Origin of the sequence: Rouxiella sp. WC2420 (assembly GCF_041200025.1) — a bacterium.
In the GTDB taxonomy this organism is placed as follows: domain Bacteria; phylum Pseudomonadota; class Gammaproteobacteria; order Enterobacterales; family Enterobacteriaceae; genus Rouxiella.
Map to the genome: position 1 here is coordinate 1930307 of NZ_CP165628.1, position 21853 is coordinate 1952159.

Sequence of the window (21853 nt, forward strand, 5' to 3'; positions counted from 1 at the left end):
CTTATAGCCAACCCGACTTTTTCAATTTCACGTATAACGCCACACAGCCCACGATAGTTATCCCAAGCGTTACCGGATACCCCCACACATCGTTCAGTTCGGGCATATCTTTAAAGTTCATGCCATAGAGGCTGAAAATCACCGTCGGGATCGCCAGAATCGCTCCCCAGCCCGCCAGGCGTTGCACCACTTCGTTTTGATGGACAGAAACCAGCGCCAAATTTACGTGCATGGCGTTGGCCAGCATCTCGCGCATATCGTCAGTGGTAGTGACTACCTGATGAGCGTGATCCTGCACGTCGCGTAAATAGGCACGCAGCGTTTTCGGCACCAGGCCGTCATGATGCTGAATCAGCTGGTTGCAGATGTCACCCATCGGCATCGCTGCGTTATGTAAAGACAGCAGCTCGCGGCGCAGGCGATAAACTTCATGGACGGCATTTTGATCAAACTCGGATTTAAACATCCGTTGTTCAATCTGCTGAAACTGCTGAGTGTACTCATGCAGAATAGTCAGATAATTATCGACAATCATGTCCAAAATGGCGTAAAGCGCGTAGCCGGGACCTTTCGCCAGCAAGTCAGGGCACTCTTCAGCATGTTTGCGCACCTGTGCGTAGCTCGTAGACGCCCCGTGGCGAACCGTGACCAAAAAGTTTTTACCGACAAACAGGTGGGTTTCGCCGTATTTGATCACATCACCGACCAGCTGCGCGGTTTTCGCCACGATAAACAACGATTCGCCGTATTGCTCGATTTTAGGTCTTTGGTGCGCGGTCAGCGCGTCTTCGATGGCGAGATCGTGCAGGCCAAACTCCTGCTGGATCTCACGCATATATTCATTGGTGGGTTGAACCAGTCCCAGCCAGACAAAAGTATCGGGTTCTTTGATAACTTCACTGATGTCTTCGATGGTCACTTGCTGCAAAACCTTGCCATGACTATAGGCAACGGCGCTTATCACCGATTCTGGGCGTTTTTGGGATGGGGCAGTCATGTCGTTCATGAGAATAGCCAGAGTTTGAGTCGATCGTTTGAAAGTAAAAGGCCGGAGATTAACTCCGGCCTGCCTGACAATTACTGGTTCTTGACCGTTTCAGCCGGTCCAAAAACGCTGTAAGTCGGTAACTTCACGTTCTGGTAAGGCTCCCAACCGCCGCCCAGTGATTTATATAATGAAACCAGATCGGTGCTGGTTTGCACTTTGGCTACCGCGCTCTGCTGGCGCGCCTGTGCCAGCTGGCGCTGGGTATCGAGCACGGTGATAAACGAGGTCAGTCCTTTGCGGTAACCGTCAGTCGCCAGTTCGAAGCTGTTTTGCAGCGCGTTGGCCGAATCTTCCAGGCCGTTAACCCGATCCTGATCGGTGCGATAGTTGACCAGCGAGTTGTCTACGTCCTGCAAGGCAGTCAGTACCGTCTGGCGATAGTTCAGCACGGCATTGGCCTGTTGGGCGCGGGAAACGTGTACGCCAGACACCAAACGTCCTCCCTGGAAGATGGGAATGGAAACCGTAGGCCCGAAGGAATAGAAATTACTGCTCCAGTTGGTCAGATAGCCGGCATCGGTGTTACGCATGCCAAACTGGCCGGTCAATGAAAGGCTTGGGAACAGCTGCGCCACGGAGACGCCAATATTGGCGGTTGCTGAATGCAGGTCTGCCTCCGCCTTGCGCACGTCAGGACGGCGACGCGCCAGCTCCGACGGAATACCCACGGCCACGGCATCTGGAATAGTAGGCAGCGGTTTAGGCTGCACCAGCTCTTTATCCAGCGAGCCGGGGATCTGCCCCAGCAACACGGCTAAACCGTTCATCGCCTGTCGCTGCTGTGCCTCATACTGCGGCAACTGAGCGCGCAACGAACCTAGCTGTGCCCGCGAGTTCTCGACATCTGTCTGCGGCGCAAGTCCGTGTTGAGCCTGGCTCTGCGTCAGACTCAGCGTTTGCTGGGCAACGTCTATCTGAGTCTGGATGGTCGCCAGTATAACCTGGGCACCGCGCAGTTGCAGATAGGTGCGAGCCACTTCTGCCTCGAGCGATACCAGCGCATCGTTGCGGCTTTCTATCGAAGACTCGGTTTCTGCATTGGCCATTTCTACCGAACGACGAGTGCCACCAAACAGGTCAAGCTCCCAGCTGGCATCGAAACTGCCCTGATAGACATTAATCGGCCCGGTGGCAGAATCGATCGCACTGGCCGCTTGTGGACTAATGTTTTCAATTTGGTCCTGCAAGCCGGTGGATTTCAGTTCACCTTTAGCGCCCAACTGCTGGCGAGTCATGCCAACGCTACCATTGACGCTGGGTAGCCAGGCACCTTTCGCCTGTGTCACCTGTTCGCGCGCGCCAACAATACGCAACACCGCCTGTTGCAGAGTGAGATTGCCGGCAATGGCCCGGTCAATCAGGCTATCAAGCTGCGGATCGTTAAACGATTTCCACCATTGAGGATTCGGCTGTGACGCGAGAGCAACAGAGTCAGTCGGATTCTTCTTAGGTTGGTTCATGTCATTAAACGCGGCCGGTGTTTTAGGCTGCGGGGCCTGATAATCAGGTCCGACCGAGCATCCGGCTAATGCCAGCGTCAGTACTGAAAGAGTAAAACGTGATACGTAGGCCGACATAGTTAATGGGCTCCGGCACTGCCTTCGCTCTTGACTGGCGAAAGCAGAAAACAAAATGGGATCAAAATACAGGCAAGCATGACGCAGTAGCTGAACGTGTCGATGTAGGCGAGGATCTTCGATTGCGAGACCATCTCCTGATACATGCGACTGGTCGCCAGCGACGTCGGATCGCCGACAATGCTGGTGAAATCACGTATTGCCACCGCACTTTTCTGCACCGCAAGATTGAACTGCTCATTCAGCGGCGTCATGTTATGCACCATGTGTGCGCTGTTGGCCTGCGTTCGCTCGGTGATACTCGCCGTCGCCGCCGAGATTCCAATCGAGCCGAACACATTACGGAACATAGTAAATAGTGCAGCGCCATCGGCGTTCTGACTCTGCGGCAGCGTGATAAATGCTATCGTTGTCAATGGCACAAACAGGAAGCCTAGCCCCAATGACTGTGCGCTGCGATACATAACCAGCGTGCCAAAATCAATGTTCGGCACCAATGTCATTGAGTACACGAATGAAGCCGCCATGATTGAAAAACCGAAGGCAATCAGATAACGAGTCTGAATTTTCGGCATCATCAGCAGCACCAGCGGAATACTCAACACCACCACCACGGCACCCGGAGTCATGACTAACCCGGACAGGGTCGCGGTATAGCCAAGCTGCTGCTGGGCAAGCTGAGGGATCAGTATCGAGCTGGCATAAAGAATCAGCGCCATGCCGCTCATCAACACGCTGGATACTGCGAAGTTGCGGTCTTTCAGGCAGCGTAGGTCAACCACGGGTTTCTTGGCATAAAGCAGCCAAAATACCGCGCTGACAATTCCCACCAGCGCCAATGCGGCAAAGGTGATGATAAAGTTCGAATGGAACCAGTCTTCATCTTCTCCGCGGTCCATCATGACCTGCAAACAGCCGAGTCCCAAAGCAATCAGGCTGATACCGATGTAGTCGATGCTCAATTTATCTTTGGACTTCTGCTCCCACGGTGGATCTTCCAGCAGGTGATAAATCGCAATCAGAGCCACTATCCCAATGGGAATATTAATCAGGAATACCCAGCGCCAGGTGTAGCTGTCAGTAATGAAACCGCCCAGCGTAGGCCCAAGGATCGGGGCGACGATAATGGCGATAGAGGACAGGCCAAACGCCTTGCCGCGGTCTTCTTTCTTGAAGTAATCCAGCAGTACCGATTGCTGTACCGGCTGCAGGCCGCCGCCGAAAAACCCCTGCAATAGACGGAACAGGATCATTTGCCACAGCTCGGTGGCAATTCCGCACAGGAAGGAGCAAACGGTGAACATCAGAATACAAATCATGAAATAGTTCTTGCGACCAAACGTTCGGCTGAGGAACGCCGAGATGGGCAAGACAATACCGTTGGCGACCAGGTACGAGGTAAGTACCCAGGTGGCCTCATCGTAGCTTGAAGACAGCGTTCCCGCGATGTGCGGCAATGCCACGTTCACAATGGTGGTGTCGAGGATCTCCATAAATACCGCGATGGTGACCACGATGGCCACCGCCCACTGATTATTTTTGGGGACCCAACTGCTCCGTTCGTCACTCATTCAACAGTTACCGTCGGGTCAACAGACAGGCCCAGCGGCAAGGGTTTTTTCGGATCCAGACCACTGTCGATCACTATTTTAACCGGTACGCGCTGAACGATTTTTACGTAGTTACCCGTGGCGTTTTCAGCCGGGAAGGCCGAGAAACGCGAGCCGGTACCTTGCTGGATGCTGTCTACATGGCCGTGAAGTTCGATATTCGGATAGGCATCGATTTTAACGTCCACTTTATCGCCCGGATTCATGCGTTCCAGCTGCGATTCTTTAAAGTTGGCAGTGATCCAGATATCCGGCGAAACCAGCGAGAACAGCGAAGATCCGGCTTGAACCAGAGTACCCAGCTGAACGTTACGCATAGTGACGAATCCGTCAAACGGCGCGCGAACGTCGGCATAGGAAAGGTTAAGGTTCGCGGTTTCCAGCTGTGCTTTAGCCTGCTCAACCTGCTGCTGACGGGCTTCGACGTTAGCGGCGGCATTGCGGATATTTAACTGTACCTGCGCCGCAACCAGAACCTGTGCCTTGGCATTGGCCAAATCGGCATTGGCAGAACGCATCTGTGCGGTTGCGGTATCGATATTTTGTTGCGAGGTGGCACGTGGATCAACGCCGTGCTGACGACGATAATCGGCAGTTGCGTTCAACAGGTTGGCTTCGGCACGAGCTTCCTGCGCCTGAGCCTGAGCCAGCTGTGCAGGATATTGCACTTTGGCCAAATCGTATTGAACCTGTGCCTGATGCAGCTGTGACACGGCCAGACCAAGCTGTGCAGTGGCCTGATCGCGCTGGGCGGTAGCATCTCGTGGGTCAATCTGGACAACCAGCTGACCTTTTTTCACGAATTCGTTGTCCTTGACCGCCAGATTAACCACATAACCGGCAATTTTAGGCGCGACGGTCACGGTGTTTGCCTCGGTAAAGGCGTCATCGGTGGTTTCAAGATTGCGATTCAGGAACCAGAAAATCAAGGCGGCGATCACGATTATCACGACCACAATGCCCAAAATGATTAGCGGTTTTTTACCAGGGCCTTTGCCCTTTTGGCCTTCCTTGTCGTTGTCGTCCTGTTTTTGATTGTTAGTGCTCTCATCAGGGCTACTATGGCCTTCGCCAGATTTGACCTGTGAGGAGTTAATCGCTGATTTGCTGCTGTCCGTTGCATCGTTGGCGTGCTGGGTGGTTTCTTTTTTGTTATCAGTCATATTGTTATGATCGCTGGTTGTGTTGCTCATCGAAGAGTGGGCACGCAGGATGCCTTGATAAGTATTTAAAAGAAGCTCGCTTTACCCTAGAAGATCTTGATGTAAAAGCAAGTAAATTTAAGTCAGTACGTTTACCTTTTAGCCAATTGCTTATCGATTGTTTTGGCGAAAAGGGAAAAATCTTTATGGCAAGTGCAAAAAGTGGCAAACTAGCCCCCTCTGCTGCGAAAACCTTCACATAATTCAATTACCTTTATTAGGGTTTAATTTCTACTTCCTTTCAGCATTGCGAACTCATTTCTTTTTTAAAATTGTTCAATTTTTAGGATAGCCGTGTGACAAATTTAGAGACTTCTTCTGCGGGCAATGACCGAAGTTTAAAAGGTCTGACTCGAATTGCTTCGATGGTGTCACTGATCGTGGCTTTGGTTTTGGTCGGAGTCAAAGTCTGGGCTTGGGTTGCAACCGGTTCCATTGCATTGCTGACCTCTGCGGCCGATGGCCTGGTCGACGTGCTTGCTTCTCTGGTGACGCTGATAGGCGTGCGCTACGCCGGTCGTCCTGCTGATAAAGGTCATCGCTACGGGCACGGCAAGGCAGAAGCGGTAGCGGCCTTTGTCCAGGCACTGTTGCTGGGAGCTGCGGGCCTGGTGCTGGGCATTGAATCGGTAGGGCGTTTGCTGGATCCGCAGCCTTTGGCACAGCTGGGGCTGGGTATCTGGGTGATTATTGGCAGTTCACTGGCCGCCGTGGGTCTGGTGATGATGCAGACTTACGTGGTCAAACGCACGGCTTCGACGGCGATTGCCGCCGACCGCGCGCATTACGTGACTGATGTGGCGGTGAATGTTGCAGTGTTGCTGGCGCTGGTGCTTGAACACTATTTTGGCTGGACGCGTTCCGACTCCACCGGCGCGCTGCTTATCTCTTTCTACATGATTTGGAACGCCAAGGGCATGGCGGCGGATGCGTTAAAGCAACTGCTGGACCGTGAGTTGGATGTTGAAGACCGCAAACGGGTCAGAGCCGCAGTCATGGGCGTTGAAGGCGTGAAGGGCGTGCATGATATTCGCACCCGCAACGGTGGCGATCGGGTGTTTGTCGAATTTCATTTAGAGGTAGATGGCATGCTGTCGGTAGACGTTGGCCACGATATCGGCGACGCAGCCGAGGCCGCTGTTATGCAGCTTTTCACCGCCGCCGACGTCACCGCACACCTCGAACCTGCCGGCATCGACGATGACCGGCTGGACGATTTATTTAAGTAGTTGTTACTCTTCCAGAAAACGATCGTCGATGGTGGCTTGCAACGCCACCATCGCCCTCTCCGCATGGCACATATGTTCTGTCATAATCTGCTCGACCTTCTGCGCATCTTTACGGCGCATTGCATCAATCAATCGATATTGAAACTCAATGCCTTCACTGCGTTGTACCGGTTCTGGGCGTTTGTAAATATCTTTGCATACTGCCAGGTCTTTCAGCAGACGTTGCAGGAAATGGCAGATGAACGCCAACAGCACGTTATCGGAATAGCTGGCTACCACACCATGAAAATCCAGTTCGGCCATACGCTGGTCCCAGCGCTCCTGGTCATCTGCCGGTTCGTGGTCATAAATGCCGATCAGCTCGTGTAATTTGTCAAAGCCTGCCTTGTCGATGTTTTCGATGGCGCTGACTGCGACCACCGGCTCCAGGGCTTTACGCAGGGCATAGATATCGCTGATGGAAATTTGTCGGGTAAACAGATAGTTCGATAGCAGGCTCATCGCACGGGTTTCGCTCATCGATTCGATAAACGCGCCGCCGCCCGGTCCGGTACGAGTGCGAATGAGGCCTTGGACCTCCAGGGATTTCAGCGCTTCTCGCACAGTGCCTTTGCCAGCTGCAAAACGGGTGGTGAGGTCTTTCTCCTGCGGCAGTCGGTCGCCGGGCACCAGATTATCGTTAATGATGGTTTTTTTAATCTCATCGACAATTTCATCGGTGCGCTTTCGTCGCGCTGGGTCGGCGGCAGAGGCACTTTCTTTCGACATTGATTCGTTGGTCATAGGTTCCTTTCCATTAACAAGGGATTGTCGGTAAAGATTATTCCGTTACGGCAACCAGTCTTGGCGCACTGGCCAGCAGGCTTTGAGTGTAAGGATGGGATGCCTGAGCAAAAAGCGTCTGGCTATCTGCACACTCGACCCATTCTCCTAAATACATCACGGCCACGCGGTCTGCGACTGACTCCACCACAGCCAGGTCGTGACTAATGAATATGTAGGATAGGCCAAATTGTTGTTTTAGTTGATCCAAAAGTAATAAAACTTGTGCCTGTACTGAGACATCTAACGCGCTGACTGGTTCGTCGAGCACCAGAATTTTCGCTTCGGCAGCCAGCGATCGGGCAATCGCCAGCCTCTGAGCCTGTCCTCCCGAAAACTCGTGGGGGTAGCAGGCCAGTGCATCCTGTGGCATGTTCACGGCCTGCATTAACTGCTGCATTTTCTCGCGCTGCTGGAGGCTGGAATAGCCGCAAAGCTGTGCCAATGGCACCGCCAGCGTTTCGGCAATAGTCTTGCGCGGATTGAGTGAGGCAACCGGGTCCTGAAACACATACTGGATGGTTTTGCCAAAGGCTCTGGCCCCTCGTTTGCGCCACTGTGCCGCATCCTGACCCATCAATTTAAGCGAGCCGGAGGTGGGATGTTCGAGCCCGACCAGCATCCTCGCCAGCGTACTTTTCCCCGAGCCGCTTTCACCGACGATCGCCAGCGTTTCACCCTGTTGCAGGCTAAATGAGACGTTTTTCACCGCCTGAACCTGATGCTCGGCGCGAGAAAACCAGCGCTTGTCGCGACCAAAGGTTTTAACCAGATTGCTGGTTTCAATTACCTGATTCATGCTTGCTCCTGCCGGGAAGAATACAGCGATTTTACACGCCCAAGAAACTCACGGCCCTGACCCAAATGTGGCACGCAGGCGATCAGCCGCTGGGTGTAGGGATGCTGAGGATGGTTCAATACGCGACTCGTTTCGCCGGTTTCAACGATTTCTCCGTGCTGCATCACCGCCACCCGATCGCAAATCTGGCTGACTACGCCAAAATCGTGAGTAATAAACAGCAGCGTGAGTCCGCGTTCGCGCCGCAGTTGCTGTAGCAGTTCAAGGACTCGCGCCTGCACCGTGACATCCAGCGCGGTAGTGGGTTCATCGGCAATAATAATTTGCGGATCGTTGGCCAGCGCCATAGCTATACCGACACGCTGACGCTGTCCCCCCGAAAGCTGATGTGGATAAGCCGCATAGCGCTGTTCGGCTTCGTTAATCCCCACGCTATCGAGCAGAGCAATCGCCTGTACTTTGGCCTGCTGCTTATTCAGCGGTTGATGGGCAATAATGGCTTCGCTGAGCTGATAACCAATGCTGAACTGCGGGTGCAGCGTGGTTAGCGGGTCTTGAAAAATATAGGCCACGCGAGCGCCACGCCGCTGTTGCAATTTTTGTGATGGCAGAGACAGCATTTCTTCGCCGCAAACGTAAGCCGCACCGCCGACAATCACTGCGGGCGGCGAGGCGACCAGCCCCATGATTGACAGCGCGGTCACACTTTTGCCCGATCCGCTTTCACCGATCAATCCAAGACATTCGCCTTTTGCTACCTGAAAACTGATGCCTTTGACCGCGGCCGAGGCGTGAGGGCCACGACCAAAATTGACCTTTAAATCGACGATTTCCAATAAAGCTTCAGGAAAGCGTGGTGCGGGGATCGACGGGCGCTCAACCTCGGTGATGGCTTTCGCACGCTGCAAAACGCCCGATTTTAAGCGCGGATCCAGCAGATCCCGCACGCCATCGCCCAGCAAGTTGACGCTAATCACCAGTAGAAAAATCATCACCCCCGGCACCAGCGTAACGTGCGGCGCGCTGAACATCTGCTCGCGGCCCTGACCCAGCATCGAACCTAAATCGGCATTCGGCGGTTGAGTGCCAAGGCCTAAAAACGATAAACCCGCGGTTTCGAGGATCATCCAGCCGAGGGTGGTTGACATGGTGACGACAATAATCGGTAACACGTTGGGCAGTAATTCGGTAAACAGCACCTGCCAGTGATTTTTGCCGGAAAGCCGCGCTGCCTGAATAAAATCACGCTGGCGTAAACCGAGAGTTAATCCACGAATGTTGCGGGCAAAAAACGGAATATTGACGATAGCGATGGCGTAAAGCGCGTTAAGCAGGCCGGGGCCAAGCACGGCGACAATCGCCAGCGCCAGCAAAATATAAGGAAAGGCCATCAACATATCGATAAAGCGCATCAGCAGACTGTCGGTGCGGCCGCCCGCATAGCCCGCAATTAAGCCAATCAGCGTTCCCAGCAGCGCGGCAAGCACGGTGGCGCTGATACCGACCACCAATGAAACACGAGTGCCCCACAGCAGGCGCGATAACAAATCGCGCCCCAGAGCGTCAGTGCCGAGCCAGTGACCCGCAGTGAGCGGCGGCTGCAGGCGTTGCAGCAAATCGGTCGCGTCCGGATTGGCCAGCGGCAGCCACGGGGCAAGCAGCGCGGCGACAATAATCATCAGCAGTACCAGCAGGCCGCCTGCCGCCAGACGATTGTTTAACAGCAGCGCGACTGTCGAGGGGCGATGGCGAGCGGGGGAACTATTGCGCGTGTCGGTCATGATTTCAGCCTCGGATCGAGCAACGCCTGCATGACGTCGGTGAAAAGATTGATCAGCACATAAGCCGCGGCAGCAACCAGCACGCCGCCCTGAACCAGCATAATATCGCGGGTCGAAACCGCTTTGACCAGCATTGCGCCCAGCCCCGGCCACTGAAAAACGGTCTCGATATATACCGTGCCGCCGAGCACGAAACCGGCCTGAATACCCACCACTGGTATAACCGACACCAGCGCCATGCGAAAGGCGTGACGATAAATGACTTTGCGCTCGCTCAGCCCCTTGGCTCGCGCGGTGCGGATAAAGTCCTGACGCAGCACCTCAAGCATGGCGGTGCGGGTCAGGCGGGCAATTACGCCGGTGGCAACAATCGACAGGGTAATCGCGGGCATCACCAAATGGTGCAAGATGTCGGTCCAACCGCCTCCACCCCAGGCTTCAACCATGCCAGATGCCGGAAACCACTGAAGCTGCACGGCAAACAGCATGATCATCAACAGGCCAATCCAGAATGAAGGCAACGAAATGCCGACCAGTACCAGCAGGGTAATTAATCGATCGCCCCAGCCAAATTGCCTGACCGCCGAGAAAATGCCGGCCAATATGCCGAGCGCGGTGCTTAACAACAGCGCGCTGCCGCCGAGGATCAGCGTAGCGGAAAACCGCTGCATCACTTCATCGATTACCGGGCGGTTCAGCACGTAGGAGCGCCCAAAATCGCCGTGCAGCATGTTGTTGACCCAAATCAGGTATTGCTGCCACAGCGGTTTGTCAAGCCCTAATTCCTGATTGATGCGCGCGACGTTTTCTGGCGTCGCCCAGGCTCCCAGCAGCGCCTGGGCCGGATCACCCGGGATCATCGACATAATGAAAAACACAATCAGCGACAGGCCGATAAATATCGGCACCGTGGCCAACAGGCGTTTGATAACGTAGCTCCACATAAAGTCTCTCCGTTATTGGCGCGGCAAATACCGCGCCCGCTTACTGTTTGCTGACGTGATTAAGCAGCAGGGTAAAGTTTGGCTGTAGCGAGAAGTTTTCCACTCGGGAAGAGGTCACGGCGTCCTGTTTCCAGTTGGCAACGAAAATCCACGGCGCATCCTGATGCACCAGCGCCTGAACCTGTTTGTACAGTTTGCCGCGCTCATCCTGCGAGGTGCTTTCTCTGGCCTTGTCGAGCAGAGCATCAACTTTGGGATTGCTGTAATAACCTGAGTTGAAGCCACCTTTATCTGGCCACGCCTGAGTTCGTAAAGTCAGGAACGGCAGGGTATCCGGGTCGTTGGTCATCCACGCCATTTCCGCCATATTGGTCTGTTTGTTCAGACCCGCGTTCACTTTTGACAGATAGGTATTCCATTCATAAGTCTGAATCGCGACGTTCAGCCCGACCGCCTTGAGATCTGCCTGAATCGCGGTGGCCATCGGGATTGGATCCAGCATGCCGGATCCTCCTTCCGTTACGTAAAACGTCAGTTTGGCTCCCTCGGCTCCGGCAGCTTTAAGCAATTCCCGCGCCTTTTGCGGGTCATAAGGGTAAGGTTTCACCGCATCGTCATGCGCCCAGCCAAAGGCAGAAGGGATCGGGCCATCCGCCACCGCCGCCGAGCCTTGCAGGATATTTGTGACCATCGACTGTTTGTTAATCGCGTAATTCACCGCCTGACGAACGCGCACGTCGTTGAATGGGGGAACCTGAGTATTGAGCATCACGTACCAGACGTGCGGGCCGGTGGCCTGATGCAGCTGGAATTTAGGGTTATTGGCAAACAGTTTTACGCTGTCTGGCGGAACTTCGACCATGGTATCAATACCGCCAGACAGCATTTCTGCCACTCGGGTATTGCCATCGGTGATAGGTCGGAAAACCAGCGTTTGCAGCTCGGGCTTGCCTTCCCAGTAGTGGGCGTTGGCGTTTAACACCACGCGCTGGTTTGACTGCCATTCAACAAAGCTGAATGCGCCGCTGCCCACCGGATGATGGCCAAAATCTTTGCCGTATTTCTTGACCGCCTCGGGAGAAACGATGAGTCCGGTTGGCGTTGCAAGGTTAGACAGGAAAGGGGCAAACGGCTCTTTAAGACTAAAGACAATTGTTGCGGCGTCGGGTGTCGTTATATGGTCGATAGAAGAAAAGAAGAACGACAACGGAAAGGGACCGGTTGAATAATAAGGATTTTGCTTGTCGAGCATGCGCTCAAAGGTGAATTTTACCGCGTTGGCATCTACCGCGCTGCCGTCCTGGAATTTAACGTTTGGGCGCAGGTGGAAGGTATAAGTCAGCCCATCTGGACTGATTTCCCAGCGTTCGGCCAGTGAAGGCTCAATGTCCAGCTTGCCGGGCCCGTTGCGCACCAGCCCGTCATAAATATTGACCAAAATGCGCGAGTCATTGGCCGCCGTTGCCACCTGCGGGTCCAGCGATTGAGGTTCGGCAACTTGTCCAATTAGCAGCACGTTGGCCGGGGAAGCAGCAAAAGTCAGGGACGGCGCCGTGAGACTACAGGCACCTATCCACAGCAGGAAAAATCCTTTTTGTAGCGCAGTTTTCATATCAACCTCTCCAATGATATAGGCGGTGGTCAAAAGTTGTTCTTTTATATTTATGGGTATAAATTGATCTGATTGCAATAATTTATGCGTATAAATTAGCTTTCAATTTGAATCCACTGTCATCACAGTTTTGAAAACAGGAGCGCCATGATGACTTTTTCACTCGTCGCTCGCGACCCCAAAACCGGTATGTTCGGGGCAATTACCGCGACCGCAGGCCCTGCCGTTGGGGCCTTGGTGATTCACGGTCACAGCCACACCGGGGCCATTGCTACTCAGGCTATGACCAACCCGCTTTACGGCATTCAGGGGTTGGCACTGCTGAAACGCGGATTTAATGCTCGGCAAACGCTTGACAAACTGCAGGCCGATGACCCGGAACGTCAACGGAGGCAATTGATTATAGTGGATAAATCAGGAAATACAGCCCATTGTAACGGCATTCACTGTCAGGAATGGGTCGGCAGCCGCATTCACGACAATCTGGCTGTGGCTGGTAATTTTCTTGGCGGACCGGAAACACTGGACAGCTTGATAGAGAGCTTTGTGCTGCATCAGGCATTGCCTTTTCCCCAACGTATGCTGGCAGCGATGCAGGCCGGGGCGAAGCAGGGCGGGGATCGGCGAGGGTTGAGATCTGCGGCACTCAAAGTGTGGAATGACCGAGACTATGCTGACATTGATGTGCGTGTTGACTGGTCTGAACGCCCGCTTGAGGCGCTGGAAGAGGTGTTGAGCGAAGTGCAGGGGGCGAGTTACGCGGATTTCTTCGAACAACTTCCCCGCACTCACTGTAGCGACTGGCGGCCGTAGCGGCGGGAAAATCAGGATTTTTGGCAGCCGGTGCGAATGTCCTCACACAGCAGTCTGGCACAGCCGATACTGAGTTCTTTACGCGTGTGCGCATCGCCCGGCAAGCGCGCCATTTGATCCAGCATACCGACAAAACATTGCCCCATCTGTACCGCGCTGATGTCCTGTCGATACAGTCCGTTGCGTTGTTCTTTGGCGATGTTCTGGCTTATCCACTGTGCCAGCCCGGCTTTGGTTTCGGTGCAGCCCGGCGGCTGGAAGAAGCCAATCTGAGTAAGGTCAGGATCTTCGGCAAGAAAATCAAGCAGCATCTGGAAACTCAGCGCAACGCGGTTAAAAACCTGCTCGGCATGGGCGTCACCTTCAATTAAAAAGGTCAGCGTTAACGCTTCGAGACGCGAGCGAAATTCAATCATCAAATCATCGTAAGCCATCTCTTTGCTTTCGAAATAGCAGTAAAAGGTGGGCTGTGACACGCCAGTCGCCTTGACGATATCGCTGACTTTAGTGTTGTGATAACCCAGACGGGCAAATTCCGCCGCCGCGTGGCGACGAAGATTGGCGTGGGTGCGTTCACCTTTGCTAAGCGCGGCGCCGTTTTCGGGCACCGCTGTGTTAGAAGGGGAAGACGTTTTGTTACGCATAACGACTTTCACAATTCCTTTATGACTATTTATTAAAAAAGGCTATCTCGTGAACTAGGCGCTTTCAGCGGCAAGTTCACGGTTGGCACTGCGGCTGGCAACTACCATAACCAGTCCCAACAGTGCGAGTACGGCCCCTGCAGCAGGGATCCAGGCATAGTTCAGGCCAGAGCTTATTACTCCGCCGCCCAGCGCTGCACCCAATGCGTTACCGAGGTTGAATGCCCCGATGTTAACCGATGAAGCCATACCGGGAGCTTCGTGCGCTGCATCCATGACGCGCATCTGCAGTGGTCCAATGAGTCCAAATGACATCATGCCCCACAGTACCATAGAGACTGCGGCGCCGATGTGACTTGTCGCAGAGAAAGGCAAAGCAAACATCGAGACAGTCAACAGGCTGAAAAACAATATTAAAGTGCCATTGACCGAGCGGTCAACCAGCTTGCCGCTGATCAAATTGCCGAGGGTAAAACCAACGCCAATCAGCATCAGCATCAGGGTAACAAAATCGCCTGAAGCATGAGTCAGCTGCTGGAGAATAGGTGAGATGTAGGTGTAGACCGTAAACATCGCACCGGCACCGAGCACGGTGGTTGCCATCGAACGTAAAACCACCGGGCGCACTAGCACTGAGAGTTCTTTCTTAACTTGAGGCATTTTGCCAGTTTCACCCTTGGGCAGCGTGAGGGCGAGGGCTATCAGGGCGAGAGCGCCCAAAACGGCTGTGAGGGCAAAAGTGGTGCGCCAGCCGATAGTCTGACCAATCCAGGTCGCCACAGGGACGCCGCCGATATTGGCAATGGTCAAACCCATAAACACCAGTGAAACAGCACTGCCGCGCTTGTGGGCAGGAACCAGGCTCATTGCTACCAGCGCGCCAAATCCGAAGAACGCCCCGTGGGAGAAGCTGGTAACCAGACGAGACAGCAGCAGCATGGTGTAGTTAGGGGCGATAGCAGACAACAGGTTGCCGATAATGAAGATGGCCATCAGTACCAGCAGGCCGGTTTTACGACGAAAGCGACCGAGCACTATCGTCATCAGCGGGGCACCGACCATCACGCCGATCGCATAGGCGCTAATTAACAACCCAGCGGTAGGAATCGACACTCCAACACCCTGTGCAATTGTTGGCAACAGGCCCATTGGTGCGAATTCGGTGGTACCGATCCCGAATGCACTCAGTGCCAATGCCAGAAGTGGCCATTTGGACGACATAATTTTACCCTCAAATAATAATTAGCTGTTTATTGAGCTGCGATCAAAAGTGTGATCGCCCGCTCATTCTTTGGAAAATCTTACTTAGTAGTAAACTTACTTGCAAGTAAGTTTTTCGCCTGTGAGGGTTCAATTTGTGCTAAATAAAGCAACATTTTAGTGACATTGTCACTTACTGCTGAGAGTTGACGATTTCCTCATTCACCCATTGCATAAGCTGCTTGACTGCTTTTGAAAGAATTTGGTTCTGACGCAAGATATAACCCAGCCGCGTGGCGGGGAATTCGGGCAACGGGGTAATCTTGGTGGTGAGGTGTTTCTTGGTACGCAGGGAAAACTCGGGGACGATGGCGACGCCAAAACCGGCCTCCGCCCAGTCGATTTGCGCGTCCACGCTGCCGACTTCCATTACTCTATAACGAGGTAAATTTAACAGCGGCAACGCCTGATCCAGCAAATCACGGGTGCGGGTATCGTGGCCAAGCAGGATCAGCGTGGGTTGATCGGCATGGACAGTTTCCTCGGATTGCTGCTGCCAGGCCTGTAAATTATTGCCCAGTGCACACCATTTGATTTGCTGTAACTCTGTGAAGTACAGCGGTTGGCTCTCCTTTTGTTCGATCACAAAACCCAGGTCGGCCTTGGCATTTTTTACCAGTTCGGACGCCTGCGATGAAGTGGTATTAACCAGGGTGAAATCGATGCCGGGAAACTCTTTCTTAAATAGCTGGAAAGGCTTGATAAGCAGCAGACGCGAAATAATATCGCTGGCGGCGATAGTCAGGGTGCCTCGGCTCTGGTCATTAATGGCGTTTAAATCGGCCTGGCAAACCTGCAACTCCATTAAGGTGCGTTGACTGGTTTCCAGCAGGCGAAAACCGGCCTGTGTCAGCCGAAATGGGTTACGTTCAATCAGTTTTACTCGCGTAGTTTGCTCGAGCTGCTTGATCTGCAGGCTAACGTTTGGCTGCGTCATGTGCAGCGCCGCCGCGGCTTTGCCAAAATGTTGCAGCTCTGCCAGCGTGACGAAGGTTTTTAACCAGTTGATATCTAGCATCTATTAGAATTTCTCTCGAATTTATTCGTCATTTTCAACGTTTGAAATTGAACACTCGTAATGACGAATCTATATGGAATCCTTATTGAGATGATAATTATAATTAATTTCTCATATTTAAACTACCGCCGTAGCATAGCTCCTTAACCAATGAGGAGAGTTGAATATGCCGTCGATTGTGGTTGTAGGTGCAAACTGGGGCGATGAAGGCAAAGGCCGCATCGTAGATTTACTGGCAGCAGATGCCGCAGCAAGCGTCCGTTTTCAGGGCGGTAACAACGCGGGTCACACCGTTGTTAACGACTTCGGTACCTTTAAACTACACCAATTGCCGAGCGGCATTTTCAACAAAGGCTGTATAGCCGTTCTCGGCCCTGGCATGGTTATTAGCCCTGCCGCGTTGACTCAGGAAATCGCAGAAGTTAAAGCCGCTGGCGTTGATGTCAAACTGTGCATCTCTGACCGTGCAACTCTGTGCCTGCCGCTGCACGCATTGGAAGATACTCTTGAAGAACAACGCCTTGGCGATGCAGCCTACGGCTCTACCCGTCAAGGCATCGCGCCGGCCTACGGCGACCGCGTTATGAAAAAAGGCATCCTGATTGGTTGGTTGAACCAGCCTGAAGTATTGCAGGAACGTATCCAGTTCATGCTTGACTGGAAACTGCCACAGCTGAAAGCGCTTTACCCAAGCTTTGACTTCAACCAGACCGCTGCTGAAATGACTGCATGGCTGCTGGACGTAACGGCACCTTGGCGCGAATTCATCTGTAACGTGACCGAGCCACTGAAAGCGTTGCAGAAACAAGATGCTAACCTGCTGTTCGAAGCGCAGCTTGGCGCAGGTCGTGACCTGGTTTACGGTGAATATCCTTGGACTACCTCGTCCAACGTGACCGCCGCTTACGCCGGTATCGGCAGTGGTTTGCCAGCTTTGCGCCCCGAGCGCGTCATTGCTGTAGCCAAAGCGTTTAGTTCTTCTGTAGGTACCGGCACGCTGGTAACCGCAATGGAAGAGCAGGACAACTTCCGTGAAAACGCCAACGAGTTCGGTGCTACCACCGGTCGTCCGCGTGACATGGGGTACTTCGATGCGGTTGCAACTCGCAACGGCGTTGAATTGCAGGCTGCGACTGAAATCGCCCTGACTAAAATTGACTGTCTGTCTGGCCTGGCTGACCTGAAAATCTGTGTCGCCTACGCCGGTGAGCATACCGAGAACCCAATCTGGCCTCAGACTGCTGCTCTGGCACCGGTTTACGAGAAGATGGAATCGTGGCAGGAAGATATCACCGGTTGCCGTACTTTCGAGAGCCTCCCGGTTGCCGCACAGCGTTACGTTGAGCGTATCGAAGAACTGATGGGCGTTCGCGTCAGCATGGTTTCTGTCGGTCCAGAACGTGACCAGATGATTAATCGTTAATCATCGATTAGAAATTTGTCTAAAAAGCCCCGCCACGGTAAGTGAGCGGGGCTTTTTTTGGCCTGACATTGCTGTTACAACCCTTTGCAATCAAGGAATTCCATTAGGATCGCGGTTAAACCGCATTGAGTCTTGCAATGATGGATGCTGTCCCGCGTTGACAGCCTACAACAGGCAGAGGCCTAATGTAGACGCCGACAGAATTATCAATAATTACTCAAAATCTTAAGAGAAGAAATTAAGCCGATCTTCAATATCAATTTTGGCGGCGGTTAATTTCTCAATGTAAAAGTCTTGATCATACTTAGCCCTGATGGCCGGTGAGAGTATGGTAATGGAGAATTTTCCAAAATTAGTCTTAAGTGCTGCTGAAAAAGTACACACTCCTTCAATGTGATCTTGTTCGTCAATGCCAATACCGGTCTCTCTAATTTTTTTTATTTGTTGGATAAGAGAATCACGGGTGACCTTTGAGCCGCGAGCAACAATTATATTCTCCGGTATGTATTTCTCGATTAACTCATCTGGCAGTGTTGACATTAGTACTTGCCCAGCCGCTGTTGCATAGCAGGGGGCTTCAAGACCAACGGGGAATGAAACTCGCAGATCCCGCTCATAGATAATACAATCGGCAACATGCAATTTATCGCCATATAGTGTGGCCAGCGAAACGGACTCCCTGACTTCGGAGGATAAATTACGCAAGAAGGGACGCGTGCTGGCAACAAGATCGGATTGAGTATTTTGCAGCAGAAGGCCCAAGCCAGGACCCATTCGGTAGCCACCGCCTTTACCCGTCTGTTCGACAAGTAACTCAGACTCGAGCGTGGCCACGATGCGTTGTACAGTAGAGCGAGGGAAATTGACACTTTGCGACAGTTCGCTGAGCGACATACCTGAAGGGGTATTGCTTAACTGTCGTAATACGTCAACAGCCTTGTGCAAGACCTTAATTCCACTCTCTCTGTTTTCACCAGACATGATCTTCACCAGACATAATGTTCACTTAATGCGTTTTACAAAACGGCATTTTAGATTAAAAAAAAAGGGACGTAAAACATTACGTCCCAAGTGTAACAGTCATTGAGAGTGAATATTATTGTTTTAAACTATGTCGGATCATACGGTCGTACTCGGGAATAACATTTTCAATAAAAAGAATTTTATCAGCCATTAACGTTAATTCTGAAGACTGGGCGTTTTCTTTAACAATTGCATGCAACTGTGTCGTGTCTTCGGCATTAAAGTCTTTTTGAGCAAGAACATCTTTCTTCCACTCTGAAATATTCTTAAATAATGAATTCGGAAGCTCCATGAGTGCAGCTTGTCGACTTAAGGCGCGAATCGTCCTATTAACTTCTAAAGCTCGGTTACCTTCTAAAACAACTTCTTTGCGTGTTTTATCAACCTCTTGCATCGAGGAGGTTGCCAGCTTATCAATTATTCTGGCATTGATTCTCTCGATGGTCTTGAAACGATCCCCTTTGTCAATCTCCAGGGCATCATTCATTTCACTATTGAACAATTTTTTACCCGATCCAAATGAGTTAAATAGGGTATTTATTGGAATTAATACAAACAAACGCTGCAATACTAAAACACCCAAGGCTATTGCCAATGTACGGACAACCGCGAAAGATATATCCAGCGTATAATCAAAATTGTTTTCTGGCAGAACTGTGACTAAATATCCAATATTAAAACCTGCCGAAGCAGCAAAGGAAGATAGGCTTGAAAGTCCCATTAAACCAAAAAATAGTGGTATGCCAGCAATAATTATATATAGCTCAATGGCTGATGGCATCTGAGCGGTAATTATATAAACCACTACACCTACAGGAACGGACAATAGCATTCCTTTGACAACCTTGGCGATTAAAATATCCGCATGAGGCAGTCTGCTGAACATAATACTAAACACGATAGGAACTACGCATATTAAAAAGCTATAAGTCCATGATGTAATGTACCACATGAAATAGGCGATAACAAAATATGTGGCAGTACGTGTTCCGTTGCGCAAGAAATTATTAAAATCAAAAGTCTTTTTAACCTTTATTGTGGAGTTATAAAACTTCCGATCGTGGAATAATTTATTTTGTAACTCTTTCATCGTACAAAAACTTTTGACACAAGAATGCAGTTTATCGACAAAAACAAACTCTATTGGAGTCAGGGACCCATTTGCGAGATGGTCTATTTTTTCTCTCAATACGTTGCCCATTAGCATTAATTCGCTATGCTCTTTGTCAATGGCATGTAACGCGTGATGCTTGAGTTTTAGCAAAGAGAGGAAATCCTGGAAACAAGCTTTCAGATCACCCGAGACCTTATCATTATTTTCCAGCAAAAATACGCTGTCACCAAAGACTGTAAACGCCATCTCATTTATTTTTCGCGCAATTCGTGCGGCATTCCGTGAGGTATTGCCCTCAAATGTACTGTGTTTGGCAGTATCGTCGATTTGCGCTATCAAAGAGGTGATTTTCAGTAATGATTGTTTATGATCTTTCTCTGGATCAATTTCCTCTGACAGTAGATCAATAAGCTGTTTTGTACTTCCTTTCAGCATATCAGCTGAATACATTGGCCAGAAGCAAATACTAACAAAGGCTACCCAGAAAATACCGAAAATGATAGTCCCCACACGGTCGAGAAATATCTCCATCAGCGTATAAGGTGTCGGCCCCAAAATTACCGGGACCATCACCATAATACAAATAGTTACACAGGTGAAGGCGCAGCAGAACGACAAATTCATATCACGCGTGTTATAACCGATCCCTGAAAAGATAAAAACAAGTATTGCTACACACATCACAGTCAGTAACGGACTTTGCAGCGTGAAAGACATCATTATGAGGCCAATCAGCCCCCCAAGGATGGTTGCTACGCATTGAGCCATACATTTCTTTAAAACCTGTGCGTGATCAAGACCAAAGAATGAAATAATTCCGGTGATCGTGACCCACACAGGGTGCTCAAAATTCATTAAGAGCGCGATAATCAAACCACCCCATACGGAGATACTTAACTTTATCCCCGTACGCACGGCAAATTTGTTCGTTAACAGAAAAGAGTCCGATGCTGGTCCCATTTTATACTCCGGAAAAACTTGTTTTAATCTAGAACCGCGCCAATATCAGCCAGAATTGAATGCATCCCGGAAGTTCTAGCTTTATCGTCCGCATTAACAACCCGCACACTTGCAGACATACCGGATGAGATATTCATATCCGCTGGAATATTATCAATCTTGATATTTACCGGGATACGTTGCGCTAATCTAATCCAGCTATAGCCTGCCTCGACATCGGGTAGCATTTGATTTCCCGCCGTAATATTCGTGTTGGAAATACCTGCATCGATTGAAGTCACGTGTCCGGTAAGATGACGAGTACCCGCCATCATCCAAATATCCACGCTGTCACCAATATGAATTTCTGGCAGCTTGGTTTCTTCGAAATAACCGGTCAGGTAGTAACTTCCTTTAACCGTTAACGCCAGTTTGGTCACACCCTTGTTGACGTAATCGCCTTTAGAAACATCCAGGTTAGTGATCTTTCCGTCATCGGGAGATAGGTAAGTGGTGCGTTGCAAGTCAATCAGCGCAGACTGCGTTTCAGCCTGGGTTTCCTGATACGTGGCCAGTGCCGATGCCGCATCCAGACGAGAGTTATCAATGTCTTCTTTACTCACCGCAGTTTGCAAACGCGCACGGCGATCGGCAATGTTTTGAGCGCGTTGCCAGGCAACTTTTGCCTGAGCTTCCTGTGCAACAGCCTGATCGTAGGCCACCTGATAGCGTGCCTTATCAACGGTAAACAGGACCTGGCCCTTGCTTACCTGTGAAGTGTTGTGTGCATTGAGCTCTGTGAGCCAGCCTGAGACGTCCGGTGCGATATTAATAACATCTGCACGAACTCTGGCATCACGTGTCCAAGGGGTATACATATATTTGTTCCATATATATGTCGCCGCACAAACAATGAAAACAATCAGGATGAGTGTTATAAGAATGTTAATTGTTTTTTTCATTTACCGAATACCGTAGTCATTTGAATCAGGATA

The 21853-nt window shown here is 51.4% G+C and carries 18 protein-coding genes; 3 read left to right on the forward strand and 15 right to left on the reverse strand.

Annotation, left to right across the window (positions count from 1 at the left end; all coding sequences use genetic code 11):
* Position 1 precedes the first annotated feature (1 nt).
* From corA to AB3G37_RS08980, 4 genes are all read right to left on the reverse strand, one after another.
* On the reverse strand, positions 2-997 hold the full coding sequence (gene corA, locus AB3G37_RS08965) for a magnesium/cobalt transporter CorA (RefSeq protein WP_369790923.1): 996 nt from the start codon (positions 995-997) through the stop codon (positions 2-4).
* 80 nt (positions 998-1077) lie between these two features.
* Positions 1078-2625, reverse strand: a complete 1548-nt coding sequence (locus tag AB3G37_RS08970) for an efflux transporter outer membrane subunit (protein ID WP_369790389.1) — start codon at positions 2623-2625, stop codon at positions 1078-1080.
* A 2-nt stretch (positions 2626-2627) separates the two neighbouring features.
* Positions 2628-4196, reverse strand: coding sequence for a DHA2 family efflux MFS transporter permease subunit (locus tag AB3G37_RS08975; RefSeq protein ID WP_009635129.1), 1569 nt, complete (start codon positions 4194-4196; stop codon positions 2628-2630).
* Positions 4193-5428 (reverse strand): HlyD family secretion protein, encoded by a 1236-nt coding sequence (locus AB3G37_RS08980; RefSeq protein WP_009635128.1) that lies wholly within the window; start codon positions 5426-5428, stop codon positions 4193-4195. The genes AB3G37_RS08975 and AB3G37_RS08980 overlap by 4 nt, the downstream gene beginning before the upstream one ends.
* Positions 5429-5733: 305 nt before the next feature.
* Here AB3G37_RS08980 and AB3G37_RS08985 point away from each other — a divergent pair, with 305 nt between their 5' ends.
* Entirely contained in the window at positions 5734-6666 is a 933-nt protein-coding gene (locus AB3G37_RS08985; RefSeq protein ID WP_009635127.1) for a cation diffusion facilitator family transporter, read from the forward strand.
* Between the two features lie 3 nt (positions 6667-6669).
* Here AB3G37_RS08985 and AB3G37_RS08990 read toward each other — a convergent pair whose 3' ends face one another.
* From AB3G37_RS08990 to AB3G37_RS09010, 5 genes are read right to left on the reverse strand one after another with little or no spacing between them, the layout of a single operon-like run.
* Entirely contained in the window at positions 6670-7449 is a 780-nt protein-coding gene (locus tag AB3G37_RS08990; RefSeq protein WP_369790390.1) for a FadR/GntR family transcriptional regulator, read from the reverse strand.
* A 37-nt stretch (positions 7450-7486) separates the two neighbouring features.
* Positions 7487-8287, reverse strand: coding sequence for an ATP-binding cassette domain-containing protein (locus AB3G37_RS08995; protein WP_369790391.1), 801 nt, complete (start codon positions 8285-8287; stop codon positions 7487-7489).
* Positions 8284-10068: a dipeptide/oligopeptide/nickel ABC transporter permease/ATP-binding protein gene (locus AB3G37_RS09000; protein ID WP_369790392.1), complete on the reverse strand. Its 1785-nt coding sequence runs from the start codon at positions 10066-10068 to the stop codon at positions 8284-8286. The genes AB3G37_RS08995 and AB3G37_RS09000 overlap by 4 nt, the downstream gene beginning before the upstream one ends.
* Entirely contained in the window at positions 10065-11012 is a 948-nt protein-coding gene (locus tag AB3G37_RS09005) for an ABC transporter permease (protein ID WP_369790393.1), read from the reverse strand. The genes AB3G37_RS09000 and AB3G37_RS09005 overlap by 4 nt, the downstream gene beginning before the upstream one ends.
* 40 nt (positions 11013-11052) lie before the next feature.
* Positions 11053-12624 carry an ABC transporter substrate-binding protein gene (locus AB3G37_RS09010; RefSeq protein ID WP_369790394.1) on the reverse strand — a complete coding sequence of 524 codons (1572 nt, stop codon included), beginning with the start codon at positions 12622-12624 and terminating at the stop codon, positions 11053-11055.
* A gap of 147 nt (positions 12625-12771) precedes the next feature.
* Here AB3G37_RS09010 and AB3G37_RS09015 point away from each other — a divergent pair, with 147 nt between their 5' ends.
* Entirely contained in the window at positions 12772-13437 is a 666-nt protein-coding gene (locus AB3G37_RS09015) for a DUF1028 domain-containing protein (RefSeq protein WP_369790395.1), read from the forward strand.
* A gap of 11 nt (positions 13438-13448) precedes the next feature.
* On the opposite strand, the gene AB3G37_RS09020 is transcribed toward AB3G37_RS09015, so the two are convergent.
* The 3 genes from AB3G37_RS09020 to AB3G37_RS09030 all read right to left on the reverse strand — a co-directional run bounded on the left by AB3G37_RS09020 (position 13449) and on the right by AB3G37_RS09030 (position 16359).
* Positions 13449-14081 carry a TetR/AcrR family transcriptional regulator gene (locus AB3G37_RS09020; protein ID WP_369790396.1) on the reverse strand — a complete coding sequence of 211 codons (633 nt, stop codon included), beginning with the start codon at positions 14079-14081 and terminating at the stop codon, positions 13449-13451.
* A gap of 54 nt (positions 14082-14135) precedes the next feature.
* Positions 14136-15302, reverse strand: coding sequence for an MFS transporter (locus AB3G37_RS09025; protein WP_369790397.1), 1167 nt, complete (start codon positions 15300-15302; stop codon positions 14136-14138).
* 172 nt (positions 15303-15474) lie between these two features.
* Positions 15475-16359, reverse strand: coding sequence for a LysR family transcriptional regulator (locus tag AB3G37_RS09030; RefSeq protein WP_009635118.1), 885 nt, complete (start codon positions 16357-16359; stop codon positions 15475-15477).
* Between the two features lie 166 nt (positions 16360-16525).
* Here AB3G37_RS09030 and AB3G37_RS09035 point away from each other — a divergent pair, with 166 nt between their 5' ends.
* Positions 16526-17782, forward strand: a complete 1257-nt coding sequence (locus AB3G37_RS09035) for an adenylosuccinate synthase (RefSeq protein ID WP_369790398.1) — start codon at positions 16526-16528, stop codon at positions 17780-17782.
* A gap of 225 nt (positions 17783-18007) precedes the next feature.
* On the opposite strand, the gene AB3G37_RS09040 is transcribed toward AB3G37_RS09035, so the two are convergent.
* The 3 genes from AB3G37_RS09040 to AB3G37_RS09050 all read right to left on the reverse strand — a co-directional run bounded on the left by AB3G37_RS09040 (position 18008) and on the right by AB3G37_RS09050 (position 21736).
* On the reverse strand, positions 18008-18763 hold the full coding sequence (locus tag AB3G37_RS09040; protein WP_009635116.1) for an IclR family transcriptional regulator: 756 nt from the start codon (positions 18761-18763) through the stop codon (positions 18008-18010).
* Between the two features lie 115 nt (positions 18764-18878).
* Complete coding sequence (locus tag AB3G37_RS09045) at positions 18879-20879, reverse strand: FUSC family protein (RefSeq protein WP_369790399.1); 2001 nt, start codon at positions 20877-20879, stop codon at positions 18879-18881.
* Between the two features lie 23 nt (positions 20880-20902).
* Positions 20903-21736, reverse strand: coding sequence for an efflux RND transporter periplasmic adaptor subunit (locus tag AB3G37_RS09050; RefSeq protein ID WP_009635114.1), 834 nt, complete (start codon positions 21734-21736; stop codon positions 20903-20905).
* Between the last annotated feature and the right edge of the window lie 117 nt (positions 21737-21853).